This window comes from Vibrio sp. OPT20 (assembly GCF_963889365.1).
Lineage (GTDB): Bacteria > Pseudomonadota > Gammaproteobacteria > Enterobacterales > Vibrionaceae > Vibrio > Vibrio splendidus.
In genome coordinates this window covers 1,086,262-1,099,394 of the sequence record NZ_CAWPOA010000031.1, presented here as the reverse complement: position 1 = coordinate 1,099,394, position 13,133 = coordinate 1,086,262, and the positions used below count along the sequence as shown (strand labels likewise).

At 43.1% G+C, this 13,133-nt stretch carries 16 protein-coding genes and 1 pseudogene; 4 read left to right on the top strand and 13 right to left on the bottom strand.

Annotated elements, in window-relative coordinates:
* Positions 1 to 86: 86 nt before the first annotated feature.
* Positions 87 to 722 (bottom strand): LysE family translocator, encoded by a 636-nt coding sequence (locus AACR09_RS06025; protein ID WP_102567533.1) that lies wholly within the window; start codon positions 720 to 722, stop codon positions 87 to 89.
* Between the two features lie 298 nt (positions 723 to 1,020).
* Here AACR09_RS06025 and AACR09_RS06020 point away from each other — a divergent pair, with 298 nt between their 5' ends.
* Positions 1,021 to 2,493 (top strand): carboxypeptidase M32, encoded by a 1,473-nt coding sequence (locus AACR09_RS06020; RefSeq protein ID WP_193836174.1) that lies wholly within the window; start codon positions 1,021 to 1,023, stop codon positions 2,491 to 2,493.
* 102 nt (positions 2,494 to 2,595) lie between these two features.
* Here AACR09_RS06020 and AACR09_RS06015 read toward each other — a convergent pair whose 3' ends face one another.
* Positions 2,596 to 3,600, bottom strand: a complete 1,005-nt coding sequence (locus AACR09_RS06015) for a metal-dependent hydrolase (protein ID WP_193836173.1) — start codon at positions 3,598 to 3,600, stop codon at positions 2,596 to 2,598.
* A 226-nt stretch (positions 3,601 to 3,826) separates the two neighbouring features.
* On the bottom strand, positions 3,827 to 4,636 hold the full coding sequence (locus tag AACR09_RS06010) for a sulfite exporter TauE/SafE family protein (protein ID WP_193836172.1): 810 nt from the start codon (positions 4,634 to 4,636) through the stop codon (positions 3,827 to 3,829).
* 343 nt (positions 4,637 to 4,979) lie between these two features.
* Between AACR09_RS06010 and AACR09_RS06005 the strand changes: the two genes are divergently transcribed.
* On the top strand, positions 4,980 to 5,957 hold the full coding sequence (locus AACR09_RS06005) for a DUF1852 domain-containing protein (RefSeq protein ID WP_029222390.1): 978 nt from the start codon (positions 4,980 to 4,982) through the stop codon (positions 5,955 to 5,957).
* Between the two features lie 45 nt (positions 5,958 to 6,002).
* The gene (locus AACR09_RS06000; protein WP_017082702.1) at positions 6,003 to 7,031 is read left to right on the top strand and encodes a methionine synthase; all 1,029 of its coding nucleotides are present in this window, start codon (positions 6,003 to 6,005) and stop codon (positions 7,029 to 7,031) included.
* Between the two features lie 120 nt (positions 7,032 to 7,151).
* On the opposite strand, the gene AACR09_RS05995 is transcribed toward AACR09_RS06000, so the two are convergent.
* Positions 7,152 to 7,589 carry a MarR family winged helix-turn-helix transcriptional regulator gene (locus AACR09_RS05995; protein ID WP_017077136.1) on the bottom strand — a complete coding sequence of 146 codons (438 nt, stop codon included), beginning with the start codon at positions 7,587 to 7,589 and terminating at the stop codon, positions 7,152 to 7,154.
* Between the two features lie 84 nt (positions 7,590 to 7,673).
* On the opposite strand from AACR09_RS05995, the gene AACR09_RS05990 reads away from it, so the two are divergent.
* Entirely contained in the window at positions 7,674 to 8,120 is a 447-nt protein-coding gene (locus AACR09_RS05990) for a hypothetical protein (RefSeq protein WP_017087842.1), read from the top strand.
* A gap of 43 nt (positions 8,121 to 8,163) precedes the next feature.
* On the opposite strand, the gene AACR09_RS05985 is transcribed toward AACR09_RS05990, so the two are convergent.
* The 9 genes and pseudogenes from AACR09_RS05985 to AACR09_RS05945 form a co-directional block, all read right to left on the bottom strand.
* A complete protein-coding gene (locus tag AACR09_RS05985) occupies positions 8,164 to 8,646 on the bottom strand; it encodes a tetratricopeptide repeat protein (protein ID WP_193836171.1) in 483 nt (160 codons plus the stop codon).
* A gap of 27 nt (positions 8,647 to 8,673) precedes the next feature.
* On the bottom strand, positions 8,674 to 9,225 hold the full coding sequence (gene cyaB / locus AACR09_RS05980) for a class IV adenylate cyclase (RefSeq protein WP_193836170.1): 552 nt from the start codon (positions 9,223 to 9,225) through the stop codon (positions 8,674 to 8,676).
* A gap of 89 nt (positions 9,226 to 9,314) precedes the next feature.
* The gene (locus AACR09_RS05975) at positions 9,315 to 9,707 is read right to left on the bottom strand and encodes a hypothetical protein (RefSeq protein WP_193836169.1); all 393 of its coding nucleotides are present in this window, start codon (positions 9,705 to 9,707) and stop codon (positions 9,315 to 9,317) included.
* A pseudogene (locus tag AACR09_RS05970) lies at positions 9,700 to 9,831 on the bottom strand (GNAT family N-acetyltransferase); the annotation flags it as partial. The gene AACR09_RS05975 and the pseudogene AACR09_RS05970, both read right to left, overlap by 8 nt.
* A 70-nt stretch (positions 9,832 to 9,901) precedes the next feature.
* Positions 9,902 to 10,486, bottom strand: coding sequence for a DUF1294 domain-containing protein (locus AACR09_RS05965; RefSeq protein ID WP_193836168.1), 585 nt, complete (start codon positions 10,484 to 10,486; stop codon positions 9,902 to 9,904).
* Positions 10,487 to 10,652: 166 nt separating this feature from the next.
* Entirely contained in the window at positions 10,653 to 11,006 is a 354-nt protein-coding gene (locus tag AACR09_RS05960; RefSeq protein ID WP_080583154.1) for a YkgJ family cysteine cluster protein, read from the bottom strand.
* A 205-nt stretch (positions 11,007 to 11,211) separates the two neighbouring features.
* Entirely contained in the window at positions 11,212 to 11,592 is a 381-nt protein-coding gene (locus tag AACR09_RS05955; protein ID WP_157936322.1) for a hypothetical protein, read from the bottom strand.
* Between the two features lie 134 nt (positions 11,593 to 11,726).
* Positions 11,727 to 12,194, bottom strand: a complete 468-nt coding sequence (locus tag AACR09_RS05950; protein ID WP_017087836.1) for an RDD family protein — start codon at positions 12,192 to 12,194, stop codon at positions 11,727 to 11,729.
* A gap of 462 nt (positions 12,195 to 12,656) precedes the next feature.
* Positions 12,657 to 13,130: a response regulator gene (locus AACR09_RS05945; protein ID WP_193836218.1), complete on the bottom strand. Its 474-nt coding sequence runs from the start codon at positions 13,128 to 13,130 to the stop codon at positions 12,657 to 12,659.
* Positions 13,131 to 13,133 lie beyond the last annotated feature (3 nt).

Here is a 13,133-nt window from a genome sequence, read left to right as displayed (position 1 = left end):
ACCTGACGTGGGCTTTCTTCTTTTTAATTCAATTGTGTAGAGCCTTTAGGACGACTCTCAATAACCTATACCCAAAACGATTCAGGTTATACTGGCTCTTCCATCAGAAGCTTAACACCCAGCCCCACCAGCACCATGCCCGTCACACCTTCCATCCATTTCATAAAACTCGCGTTCTTGAGCAAGTTTTTAGCGGAGTTAAGTGCCCCAGCCAAGCCGCATTGCCACACCATCGCAATCATAAAGTGGACCGAAGCCATCAACATAGATTGCAATAAAGGCGAACCTTCAGGGTTTACAAATTGAGGTAAAAAGGCCAAATAGAAAACCGCTGTTTTGGGGTTAAGAACGTTAGACAAGAAGCCTTCACGCAAAGAACGCTTTGCACTGTATGCTTGCTGAACTTGTTCACCAACCTTCAAACCGCCACCGTTTTTCATCAACGCTCGCAAACTGCTCAAGCCAAGCCAGATGAGGTAAACCGCACCCACCATCTTAACGGCTTGAAAGAGTTCAGCAGACTGGGCAAGAATTGCAGAAATACCTACAGCAGAGAAAAAGGCGTGTACATAGAGGCCGCTACAAATACCAAAGCTGGTCATTATACCGTCAGATAAGCCCGAGCGGCTCGTGTTGCGAATCACCAAAGCCGTATCTAAGCCCGGCGTTAGCGTTAAAATAGTGATGGCAATTAGAAATGCCTCAAAGTTCAAAATATCCATATTATTGTCATTGTTGTTCAGCTATCTATCATCAATACCGCTTATCTGAACAATTCGCAAGCAACAATTGCCATCTGCTATACAAGTCACTGATTTTGTGCACAATGGAACAGTTTGATTTGTTAAGAAATAGTAAATTCTAGGCATCGTACTACCTCATGCTTTTATCGCTATATCTTCAACTCCGAAGGTCAGCGTCATTAAAAAGCAGAGCCATAATCAAAGTACATGAGAGATGAACCTTTAAGCTAACGCTGTCCTAAGGATCATTTAAAGAAACCAAATTAAGAGTAGTCAAATGAGCGCATTCAAAAAACTAGTCGAGCACTCTCAAAAATGTTCACGCTTTCAACACCTCGCCTCTATTTGTGGTTGGGACCAAGCTTCCATGATGCCTGCCGGTGGTAACCAAGCTCGTAGTGAAGCGATGGCCGAACTTTCGGTTCATATTCACGGGTTGATGACGCAACCACAGCTTGGCGATTGGATTGCAGACGCTGAAAACGAAGCGCTAAATGGCGAGCAACAATCGTCTCTGCGTGAAATTAAACGCCAATGGCAACAAGCGAACCTACTTCCAGAAAAACTGGTTGAAGCGAAATCTCTTGCGGGTTCAAAGTGTGAACATGCATGGCGCAGCCAACGTGGTAACAACGACTGGGTTGGATTCGAAAAGAACTGGCGTGAAGTGGTTGAGCTGTCTCGTGAAGAAGCGCAGATCCGCGCCGATGCAGCGAACCTAACGCCTTATGATGCGATGCTGGATATCTATGAACCGGGCACCAGCTCTGCTTCGCTTGATATCTTGTTTGCAGACGTTAAAACCTGGCTACCAAACCTGATTGACGAAGTCATCGAAAAACAGTCGAGCGAGCAATTTAATGCGCCATCTGGGATCTATTCGACCGAGAAACAGAAAGCACTGGGCTTAGAAGTCATGAAGCTACTTCAGTTCGACTTCGAACACGGCCGATTGGATGAAAGTGTTCACCCATTCTGTGGCGGCGTACCTTCAGACGTGCGCATCACAACCCGATACGACGAAGCGGAGTTCGTTCAAAGCTTAATGGGTATTGTGCATGAAACAGGACACGCACGTTACGAACAAGGCTTACCAAAGCACCTAGCAGGACAACCGGCGGGCGAAGCGCGCTCTATGGGCATCCACGAATCTCAATCTTTGTTCTTCGAGATGCAAGTTGGCCGCAGCGACCCATTCATCGGACACTTAGCAAACTTGGCGGGGCAGCAATTCTCAGGCTCAGAATTTGAGAAAGAGAACTTCCAGAAGATCTACACTCGCGTGAAGAAAGACTTCATCCGTGTTGACGCTGATGAGCTTACCTACCCTGCACACGTTATCTTGCGCTACGAAATTGAACGTGACTTGATCAACGGTAAGATCAAACACACCGATGTGCCAGAACTATGGAATACTAAGATGCAGTCATACCTTGGATTAAGCACTCAAGGCAATTTCACTAACGGCTGTATGCAAGATATCCACTGGACAGACGGCGCATTCGGTTACTTCCCATCTTATACATTAGGTGCGATGTACGCGGCGCAGTTCATGGCTTCAATGAAGAAAACCGTCGATGTGAACGCTGTGATTGAAAGTGGCGACCTATCACCTATCTTCGCTTGGTTAGAATCGAATATTTGGAGCAAAGGCAGCCTGCTGACCACCGATGACTTGGTGAAAGGCGCAATCGGTGAAACCTTGAATGCGCAATACTTCAAAGACCACCTAAGAAGCCGTTACCTTTAATGTTTTATTAAAGAGTTTTCGAACAAAGAAAACTAGGTAATAGACGAATAAAAAAGGCTGAGCAGATTATCTGACTCAGCCTTTTTACTGTTTAAAACTAGCTCATTTATCGCCAGTAAGCATATCGAAGAAGATCTGTCTCGACTCAGGTGTGTTGTCTCTATGAGTTTCGTATTTTACATGCGCGTTTGCATCAACTGCTTTTGATAGCTTGATGCTCCAAAGTGCTTTCATTTGATTCGGTACAATTGAATATCGGACATCGATAATACGCAGCTCGTCTGTTGGGTCCTGAGCAATATAACCATTTGAAAACCAGCGGAAGCGCTCAATGTCTTTGGCTTGTTGAGAGTCAGGGTCAAGCCAAGGTAAATCCCTGCCAACGTTCAGCTTAACGATCGACTCTCCGGGATACGTGCTTACCGATGAACCAACCCGCACTGCGTCTACATGATAATGAGCCTCTGTTTCGTACACCACTTTCCAAACCAAGATATTAGCGAAGCTCGGTTTTGCCTCTAATCGAAGCGGCGTGTGTTGTCTTTCTTGCGCTAATTGCCACCCAACCGCCTCTGCCCTGTCCCGCTGAATCATCCCTAATGTTGGATAGATTAGAGCCCAAGCAAATGCGACACGCGCTAGCCAATGCGCTCGTTTCAACGTTGCAAACACAAGTGAAATTAAGATGGGAAGCGTATAAACAGGGTCGATGATTGATATGGCGTTCCAAGCAAAACGCGCGTTGGTGAAAGGCCAAAGTAACTGCGTGCCATAAGTGGTACAAGCGTCTAAAAGCGCATGAGTGCCATAACCCAGAGCGCAAAAGAGCCAACTTTGTTTGAAAGAAAGCCCGCGCCTTTTTGCAATGAGATGATGCAGAGCCAAAGCACAGATCAAACTGCCAATGGGGATAAAAAAGAGTGAATGGGTAAATTGTCGATGAAACTCCAAAGCCAACAAAGGGTCACTCTGAGACTTAATCAGTGCATCTAAATCTGGAGCCAACCCAGAGAGTAGACCTAATACCCCAGCAACAACCAAATGTTGTTTTTTGCTGGCCGATTGTGACAAAGAAGCGCCTAACACGCCCTGCGTTAAAGGATCCATAAACCACTCATTGATAGCATTCTATTGAATCAAACAAGATACATTTAGCTGTAGCAGTGAATTGTTCATAACTAAACGGTTTTATCAATATACTCATGCACATAGCTGTATAAGCATAGACCGATAAACAAAAAAAGAGCAGTTATGAAACTGCCCTTTTCTAATTATTGGTGGTTGATCAATTTATTCGTTTTTGTTCTATATATCCACACTGAACGATCTTTAATTAACGCGCTACCATGCTTACTGCGATAACAACCAATAGTACTGAGAAGATTTTCTTAATCGTCGGAACCGGTAAATGGTTGGTCGCTTTTGCGCCTAACGGAGCCGTAAACCAAGAAGTGCACACGATACCCAGCAACGCAGGTAGATAAACAAAACCAGCAAAACCGTCTGATAGAGCAAAGTGACTGCTGCCTGAACTGATGTAACCTATCGAACCAAATAGCGCGATCACAATGCCACAAGCTGAGGCGCAGCCAATAGCCTTTTTCATATCGACAGAGAAGAACGTTAATAGCGGAACCAGCAATGCACCACCACCAATGCCTATCATGGCAGACAAGCCACCCGTAATGGTTGTAAGCACAGTTAGCACGCCCTTGTTTGGCAGTTTTCGTTCCTTAGGTGCATCATTTTTACTGCTTAAGAACATCTTGATCGCAATAAGAACCACACTCACGGCGAACACAATACGAACGACTTTTTCCGGCAACATAGCCGCCATAAAGCCACTAACCAGCGCACCCAGAGCAACACCGAGCATGATCCAAGGCGCCAGATCCCAAGGCACGTTGCCATTCTTGTGGTGAGCAAGTGCAGAAGAAGTTGAGGTGAACAGTATCGATGCCAACGAAGTAGCGATGGCCGCAACAACCACTTGATCCGCAGGTAGAATCTCTAAGTGAAGTAAAATGCTGCTTAGCACCGGAACAATGATCAGCCCTCCGCCAATCCCCAAAAGCCCGGCAAGAAAACCAACACCACTGCCTAATAATGCACAGTATAAAATCAACAACAGCAATTCACTCATTTCATCCATCTCTTAATTAAATTAATCGTCTTAAATAACACACTATTAATGTGGTTATATTTCCATCAAGCTAATTAATATAACTGACACCGACTTAAATATTCAAACAGAATAGATCATGAATATTCCTCATGTTCAATGTGAAGTAATACCATTGTTAATGGTGAACCTATCAACGTATAAAAACCTTAAGCGATTAACTTTATACGACATTAATTCTACTAAGCATTAATGTCAGACAGCATAGCCTTCGATTCTTAATCCGGTCACAAGCAAAAAATAAAAGCCGTTTTAATACTAAAGACCGAGAGAATCAGAAAACAAATTGGGATACCAAATCAGCATGAATAAAGAATTTAATTTTACGATTAAGAGCATTAGCCTCGACGAAAACTACCAGCCTGCAGACAGCACGCGCATCACAACCAACTTTGCTAACCTGGCTCGCGGTGACAGCCGCCAAGCGAACTTGCGTAATGCACTGCAAATGATCGATAACAGTTTCAACGCATTAGCACACTGGGACAACCCTAAGGGCGACCGTTACTCTGTTGAGCTTGAAATCATTTCTGTTGATATGGACATTGAAAGCAACGGTGAAGCATTCCCTTCAATTGAAGTGCTGAAAACCAATATTCTGGACCGTAAAACCAACGAGCGTATTGAAGGCATTATCGGAAATAACTTCTCTTCTTATGTTCGAGATTATGACTTTAGCGTACGTCTATTGGATCATAATAAAGGCCAAGATAAATTCAGCATTCCAGAAGATTTTGGTGATTTACACGGCAAGCTTTTTAAATATTTCGTTAACTCTGACGCTTACAAAAAGAACTTTAATAAGCCACCTGTTATTTGCTTAAGCGTGTCAGATAATAAAACCTATTACCGCACTGAAAACCAACACCCTGTATTAGGTTTTGAATACCAGCCAAATGAGTCTTCTTTAACTGAGCAATATTTTAAGAAGATGGGCTTACAGGTTCGTTATTTCATGCCGCCAAACAGTGTTGCACCTTTGGCTTTCTATTTCTTTGGTGATCTGCTGAACGATTACTCTAACCTCGAGCTTATCAGCACCATCAGCACCATGGGTACGTTCCAGAAAATCTACCGACCTGAGATTTACAACGCGAACGCAGTTGCGGGCAACTGTTACCAACCAAATTTGAAAAACTTGGATCACTCGCTGACTCAAATCGTGTACGACCGTGAAGAACGAAGCCAGCTAGCGGTTGAACAAGGTAAATTCGCAGAAGAGAAATTCATTAAGCCGTACCAATCAGTTCTAGAGAACTGGTCGGCAAATTACGCACTTTAATCGTCTATTGCGCTCTCAAACCACCCAAGGATAGGCAGTATTATTATGAAAACACTATTACCGACTTCAACAGCGGGCAGCTTGCCGAAGCCGTCTTGGCTTGCACAACCAGAGACGCTTTGGTCGCCATGGAAACTGCAAGGCGATGAACTCACAGATGGCAAGCAAGATGCACTGCGTGTCTCTCTGCACGAGCAGCAGCAAGCCGGCATTGATATTGTGAGTGACGGCGAACAAACACGTCAGCACTTTGTAACGACCTTCATTGAACACTTGAATGGCGTTGATTTTGAAAAGCGTGAAACCGTTAAAATCCGCGACCGTTACGATGCAAGTGTCCCTACAGTCGTTGGCCCTGTTTCTCGTCAGAAATCCGTGTTTGTTGAAGATGCGAAATTCTTACGTCAGCAAACCGACCAACCTATTAAATGGGCTCTGCCGGGGCCTATGACCATGATTGATACACTTTACGATGCGCATTACCAAAGCCGTGAAAAGTTGGCGTGGGAGTTTGCGAAAATCCTAAACGAAGAAGCGAAAGAATTAGAAGCTGCAGGCGTTGATATTATTCAGTTCGATGAACCTGCGTTTAACGTGTTTTTTGATGAAGTGAATGATTGGGGCATCGCGTGCTTAGAAAGAGCCATCGAAGGGCTTAAGTGCGAAACAGCAGTGCATATTTGTTATGGATACGGCATTAAAGCGAATACGGATTGGAAAAAAACGTTAGGCACCGAGTGGCGCCAATACGAAGAAGTATTTCCTAAGCTGCAGCAATCGAATATCGATATCATCTCTTTAGAGTGTCACAACTCTCATGTACCTCTTGAGCTACTTGAACTCGTGCGAGGCAAGAAAGTGATGGTCGGTGCGATTGATGTGGCTACCGACTCGATTGAAACACCAGAAGAAGTGGCTAACACTCTACGAGAAACACTTAAGTATGTTGATGCCGATAAGCTCTACCCTTGCACCAACTGTGGCATGGCTCCCCTGCCTCGCGAAATTGCCTCAGCGAAGCTTAATGCGCTAAGTGCTGGCGCAGAGATCGTTCGTAAAGAGCTTTCAGCGTAACGCTTTCCTAAAGAACAGAAGCTATACCCTGAAGCCTAAGTATCACATCGATGCTTAGGCTTCCGTACTCTTCTCAACTTCCACTCTCTATTTTATCTATTTATCTATTTATCTATTTATCTATTTATCTAAGAAGGTAGCCATCTTCTTCAGAGTGATTAGCGCTTTATCAAGCTCGTCTCTTTCAATGCTTTCAGCGCCACTTTCAGCCCATACTTCCTGTTTTTTATCTAACAGCGAATACGCTTCCTTGCCCTTTTCAGTCATGTTAACCAACTTTGCTTTTTTGTGATTCGGGTTATCAAGCCAAGTTAGCAGGCCATCTTTCACCATGATGTCGGTAACACGCTGAGTCGCTTGTCTGCTTTGCCCCATAATACGAGCAATTTGAGAAACGGTGACCAGATCATCGGACTTCTCGATCGCACCCATCACCTTCCATCTGGCACTGCTTAACCCTAACTCTTCGGTTAATTTGTCACCCTCAGCATTCAATAGACCACTGACCTTAAAGATCTCTAGTGCGATCTTTGTGAAAACTTCTCCATTCGTATCCATAACTCTCACTTTGACAACATGCTGTCATTAAATTAGACTTAAACCAAATTGACAACATATTACCAAATTAAAGGCGCAAATGATATGAAACCAATAATCCACAAAACAGCGGCATTAACAGCAACACTGTGTGTCGCGACATTCTTTACCAGCACATTGCTTGTAGAACTGTTTGGTACTTTGGAATCAGTGAAGCTAGTCAAGTCGATGATCGTTTTTCCGGGCTTGTTTATTCTTGTCCCAGCCATTGCGATCACTGGTGCGACCGGTGCAGCTATGGCAAAACAACGTAAAGGGAAAATAGTTGAGCGTAAGAGTAAACGCATGCCAATTATCGCGTTCAACGGGATCGTTATTTTGATTCCGGCCGCTTACTTTTTAAATCAGTGGGCAAGTTTAGGAGAGTTCGACTCAGTGTTTTATGGCGTTCAGGTTTTAGAACTGATAGCAGGCGCGACCAACCTAACACTGATGTCTTTGAATATCATGGACGGCAGAAAGTTTCGTCCTAAGAAGGCAACACAAGGCTAAGCTCATCGTGTTTAAGCAAACAGATGAGCTTTATACGCGGCTGTTACCAGGTTTTATCTAAGTCTTGAGCATATAAAGAGATCGCTCGTTGGTACTCTTTGATCGCTTCGCTATTCGTCGTGGAAACTAAAAGCTCAAGTAACAGCGATGTCGCCTCTTTATGGCGACCTAAATTGTACAAACACATTGCGTAGAAAGGTTTCACTTCTATCGAGTCAGGATACTCAGCCATAGTCTGTTCGAAATAGCCTAAAGCCTCTGCATAAAGGCCAAGGCTTCGATAAGTACTCGCCAAACCGAACAGCGCATCAAAACGCTCTACTGAAGAAAGCACGCCAGACAGAGACAGCACATAGTGAGCAATCGCCTGTTGCTCTTTGCCTTGGTTGTCGTAAGACCACGCAATCTGCAAGTGAGCTTTCGCCACATAGTTTTCATCAGTGAGTAACGTTGCCAGTAAGTCACGCGACGCTTGATACTTCTCTTCTTTTCGCAATTCGATTGCTTGTTTGATAATGGTGTCCATAACTCTCCCTGACGCTTAAGCTCTGTGCTATGCGTTCATTTCCTCGAACATCTGTTTATAAGACTGAGTTTGCAGTGCCGATTGAGTCAGCCCGAACTTACTGGCTAACAACTCAAGCTCACTTTTATACACAGACAACTTAGACTCATCGTCCGTCATGATTGCAAATTCGGCAAAGTCTCCAATACCCGCAAGAGAATCGACCGTGATATGGAACTCTCCAACAAAATAGATACTGCGAGTTTTCTGCGCTTTAAGAATTACTTCGTATCCCAAGTTCTCTAGCATACTCTTCGCATTCGACGCATTGGTGATGTTTGTCGCTTCGCATCGATCAGACTCAGGGCCTTTTACGATCCATAGCTTGATGCCCGACGGCTCCATAGTACGAATACACAAGCTTTTGTTCTGAGCCTGTAAGCTTCTATCAGTGCTATCGAAATACCAATCACATTCCTGATTGTCTTGCAGCATTACTTCATGAGCAATTAGGTTCAAAGTTTTCAAGAACTCAGACTTAGAGCTTAGTCGATACTTCAGCTCAACCTCATATTTGCCTTTGAAATGATCGTTAATCATAGGTTAGCTCAATGCAAAAAAGGCGATACTATCATACGAACCGAATCCGAAATACAAACTGGCGCACAACACAAACTAAAGCCGTGAAACTATGTTCGACACGCTAACATACGGGCCCATTCTTCTTTGTTCATTGCGCCTTTAGAAAGGTAAATATTGTGTTTCTGCATTGCACCTTTCGTGTATGAAAGTTTGATGAATGAGCCAATTTCAAACGGAAGAAAGCTGCGCTGTAAAGTGACATCACAAGCAACTCCATTTAAACGTACGTGACCGTTCGTGATTTCAAATGAGCTATCGCGAAGCTTCCACCACAACATTAGAATTCTTATTAATGGGGGAACACAAATTATTAGCCCTATGGTTAGCAGCGATGAACGATCACCGTCTGATATCCAATAGACAAGACCTAATGCAATAACAATAAACAGCAACTCTGAAAATAAGTATTTAATAAAATTTAATTGGATACGGTTATCCATGACACCCTCTCAATGACGGTCCTAAAAGCAGCTCCATTTCAACGAGCCCTTTTACTTCAGACAACTTGGTAAAACCTTTTGATTGATAAAGCTTAATCGCGGGATTCTCACTGAACACTCGTAAATGACCTTATTGCTCACTTACCTAGATATATCCAACCCTACTAGCTCGCTTGGAAACAGTTAAACGCGAGTTAAATTCTACTCAGAATGCTGCTTATAAAACTGACTTCAGCGCCTGTAAGTAACCATATAAAACCACAAATATTTAGTATGATGGTAACCCATAGAACAAATTTGAAGGGCTGCTTACTCGACTTATGCCGTAGCTGGAATTGCGCCAATAACGCACCAGGCCACCCTCCGAATAATGAAAGCAAGTGAAAGGTTTTCTCTGACGTCCTCCAGTTCCCCTTTTGGGCTGCTTGCTTATCCCAAGAAAACATCAGGTAAGTAAATAGACTCAAAACTAAATATGCGGGGATGAGTATCAATAACCCATCAAAAACAACTATCGACGTGCTTGCCGCTACCAAAAAGCTAAAACCAAACAATACTGTAAATGGAAAGCCATTTGCCCCTTCAATCACAACATTTTGGGCATTAAATCGGCCTTTACTATCTTCCTTTACTTCAAACATCACGTTGTCATGTAACGCGGGGCGGCGTCTTGAATTCTTAACCGACGATGCATGAATAAATACTTTAAGCTCACCTCCTAGAGAGGAAATGAAACCGTAACCTTTGTCATCATTCCATTCGATGATTTTACCTTTCATGATCGACCTTCGTATTTAATATCTATCGATTAGCGCTTTATTAAATCGCCGTTAACAGCACTATTTCCAAACAAAGCCACCGTAAGTGCGAAACTAAAAATGCTATAGGTGGGGCTATCTTTAATGCTTATGTGATTGTGGCTTGCTCTGTTGGCTATTGAGCCAACTACACTAAAACCTGACGAGTATTTCTGATGAAGTAATGCACCTGACGTTCAATTTTTGAATTGACCATCTCTACCGGACGACACCCATTTGGGCATGGCATACGAGGTGTTGTACCAAACAACCGACAAATTAATGGTCGCTCTTCATATACCTCACAGCCATTGGGGCCTAAATACACACAGTTATATTCGTCTAAGGCAGCTTCATGTTCAGCGTCAGATTTCACTGGTAGACGCGACATTTCTTCCGAGGAAGTCGTTACTGGCCCACAACAATCATGGCAGCCCTTAACGCATTCAAACGCCGGAATACTCTCGCGTAGGTATGTAATGATTTCTCTATTATTGTTCATCATTATCTTCTTCTCATTTAATACGAGACCATTATAGAGCAATACATAATTAGCTAGAAGTTGAGAATTAACCCAAATCTAAGGTACCGCAATCATAAAACCATCAGCATAATTTTTATGGATATTTGACGACAGAAAATACATCCACTGACTGTCGGCTGGAGTGCTTTTTAGGCAACAATTTACTTGGTTACAAATTTGTATTTCATCGTTTTGTTAGGCAATTATCCAAAATCAATTGACCGTAACAAATAATAACCAATGCCCCTATTACACCACCTAAAAGTGTTGTAAATAATGGTATATAAGTCTGTTGATAGGCTAACTCATGCCATTCAGGGTATGAAGCAATGGAAAGGTATTTCCAAGATACAAAAGAACCGAGAAGCAATACAACCCCAGATATTATCACTGGATATTTAGGTGCAGTGATATAGGCAGTAGCAACAACGAGGAATGCTGTAATAAAGCCAACAACAGGCTCAGGCCATAAACCAATAAACTCATCAAAAAGGAAGAAGCCACTGATTACACTAACGACCATTGCTCCAATAGTTGCAAACACCATTATTATCCATGAAATCATTGTTCTATCCTCACTTTCCCAACGAATAAATAAGTCACCGCAGTCGCGCAAAGCCATCAGGATTACGACGTAAGCGAATCGCAGATGAATAGACAGATAACGATTCACGCGTTATCTGTCAGTTGGAATTATTCTCAAGCTCGCTTTCCAAACTGTACGGGTTCAATACCTTTATTTGTAGGTCTAACAACGACTGTATTGGCAATTAAATCATGCCAACCTTGTTTCTTTCCGCTAAACGCAATCCAAACAAAGCCAAAACACAGTGGAAGAATACTTAGGTAATACGCAAGGTACCTTAAAATTGATTTGCCCGTAGAAAGCGCCTGTCCAGTCTCCGCATTCACAACTTGAAGCTTCAAAGCAATTTTGCCTGGAGTACCAGATCGATAAACCCAAAATATAACAGTTGCGATAAAAGGTAACACCCAATTTAATAATACATCCCAGCCGCCTAAGATGAACTCATCTGAATCAAAATAGTAATCACCATATACCCAATATAATAAAGGCATAGTCACCAGTAAGAACAGGAAGGTATCAATCAACGCAGCTCCTAATCGCACCCAAAAACCTGCATACTCTAATTGCTCATTGTCCATAAAATATCCTATCTGTTTTGTTTAAATCACATTACGGCCGAGCGCTCTGTTGAATTGTGATTAATACTACCAACCAAAATGATTGTAAGCTAACGACTGTTCAATATTGTGACCAAATTAATCTGCCGCTGCATCTGATAGAAAGCGAGTACTCTCACTTTTCTAACAACCGACACTGATACTCTGCGACGCATTTTAGCTCTGCTGCATGTTCTGGGAATCGTTCGTGAAGAAAACACAATGCATCTGTTGGCGTTGGCGTAGCGCATGAGTTTTAGACTTAAGCCAGCAACCAGTGTGTTAATCACTGAGTACTAAAACCTGAACGACTAAAAGAGATAGGTAATATATGCACCGAAGATTACATCTTTCAAAGACAAAATCCTTCAGAAAGCGTCCTTCGGTGCATACAATTTCAAGCGACTGACATAGATGACTAGCGTAAGTCGCTAACATAAGAGACTAACGCAAGCGTCTCAACACAACCTGCTGGTCAAGCTCATTCTGATAGTCCGTGTAATCAAGCCCTTGATCAAATATGTACTCAGTGACAAGAGTACGAATGCAATCAACTAATGTGCTTGCTTGCCAAGGCTTTTCAAAGTAACGGTCGATACCTGCTGCATTAATCGCATTGATGGTATCGGTGTGAGTGGCCTGCCCCGTAAGAAGAATTTTCTTTGTATTCGGAAAGCGGCTGTCATGGAATACTTCAGTGAGTAACTCCACGCCCGTTTTCCCTGGCATCACATGATCGGACACGATGACGGTAATGTGTTCGCCTTCTGCGTCAAGTTCATCAATGAGATCAAGCACTTCTTGCGCTGATTCACAATCTTCAATATTCAGCCAACTCGCCAGCGGCTCTAAATCTTGTACCACTGCGCTCAGTACTTCTCTCTGGTCATCGACACAGATTAAATTAAGCTTCTCCATGTT

Coding starts and splice junctions, on each gene's coding strand:
- AACR09_RS06025 (WP_102567533.1), bottom strand. CDS start 722: ATGGATATTTTGAACTTTGAGGCATTTCTAATTGCCATCACTATTTTA.
- AACR09_RS06020 (WP_193836174.1), top strand. CDS start 1,021: ATGAGCGCATTCAAAAAACTAGTCGAGCACTCTCAAAAATGTTCACGC.
- AACR09_RS06015 (WP_193836173.1), bottom strand. CDS start 3,600: ATGGATCCTTTAACGCAGGGCGTGTTAGGCGCTTCTTTGTCACAATCG.
- AACR09_RS06010 (WP_193836172.1), bottom strand. CDS start 4,636: ATGAGTGAATTGCTGTTGTTGATTTTATACTGTGCATTATTAGGCAGT.
- AACR09_RS06005 (WP_029222390.1), top strand. CDS start 4,980: ATGAATAAAGAATTTAATTTTACGATTAAGAGCATTAGCCTCGACGAA.
- AACR09_RS06000 (WP_017082702.1), top strand. CDS start 6,003: ATGAAAACACTATTACCGACTTCAACAGCGGGCAGCTTGCCGAAGCCG.
- AACR09_RS05995 (WP_017077136.1), bottom strand. CDS start 7,589: ATGGATACGAATGGAGAAGTTTTCACAAAGATCGCACTAGAGATCTTT.
- AACR09_RS05990 (WP_017087842.1), top strand. CDS start 7,674: ATGAAACCAATAATCCACAAAACAGCGGCATTAACAGCAACACTGTGT.
- AACR09_RS05985 (WP_193836171.1), bottom strand. CDS start 8,646: ATGGACACCATTATCAAACAAGCAATCGAATTGCGAAAAGAAGAGAAG.
- cyaB (WP_193836170.1), bottom strand. CDS start 9,225: ATGATTAACGATCATTTCAAAGGCAAATATGAGGTTGAGCTGAAGTAT.
- AACR09_RS05975 (WP_193836169.1), bottom strand. CDS start 9,707: ATGGATAACCGTATCCAATTAAATTTTATTAAATACTTATTTTCAGAG.
- AACR09_RS05965 (WP_193836168.1), bottom strand. CDS start 10,486: ATGAAAGGTAAAATCATCGAATGGAATGATGACAAAGGTTACGGTTTC.
- AACR09_RS05960 (WP_080583154.1), bottom strand. CDS start 11,006: ATGAACAATAATAGAGAAATCATTACATACCTACGCGAGAGTATTCCG.
- AACR09_RS05955 (WP_157936322.1), bottom strand. CDS start 11,592: ATGATTTCATGGATAATAATGGTGTTTGCAACTATTGGAGCAATGGTC.
- AACR09_RS05950 (WP_017087836.1), bottom strand. CDS start 12,194: ATGGACAATGAGCAATTAGAGTATGCAGGTTTTTGGGTGCGATTAGGA.
- AACR09_RS05945 (WP_193836218.1), bottom strand. CDS start 13,130: ATGGAGAAGCTTAATTTAATCTGTGTCGATGACCAGAGAGAAGTACTG.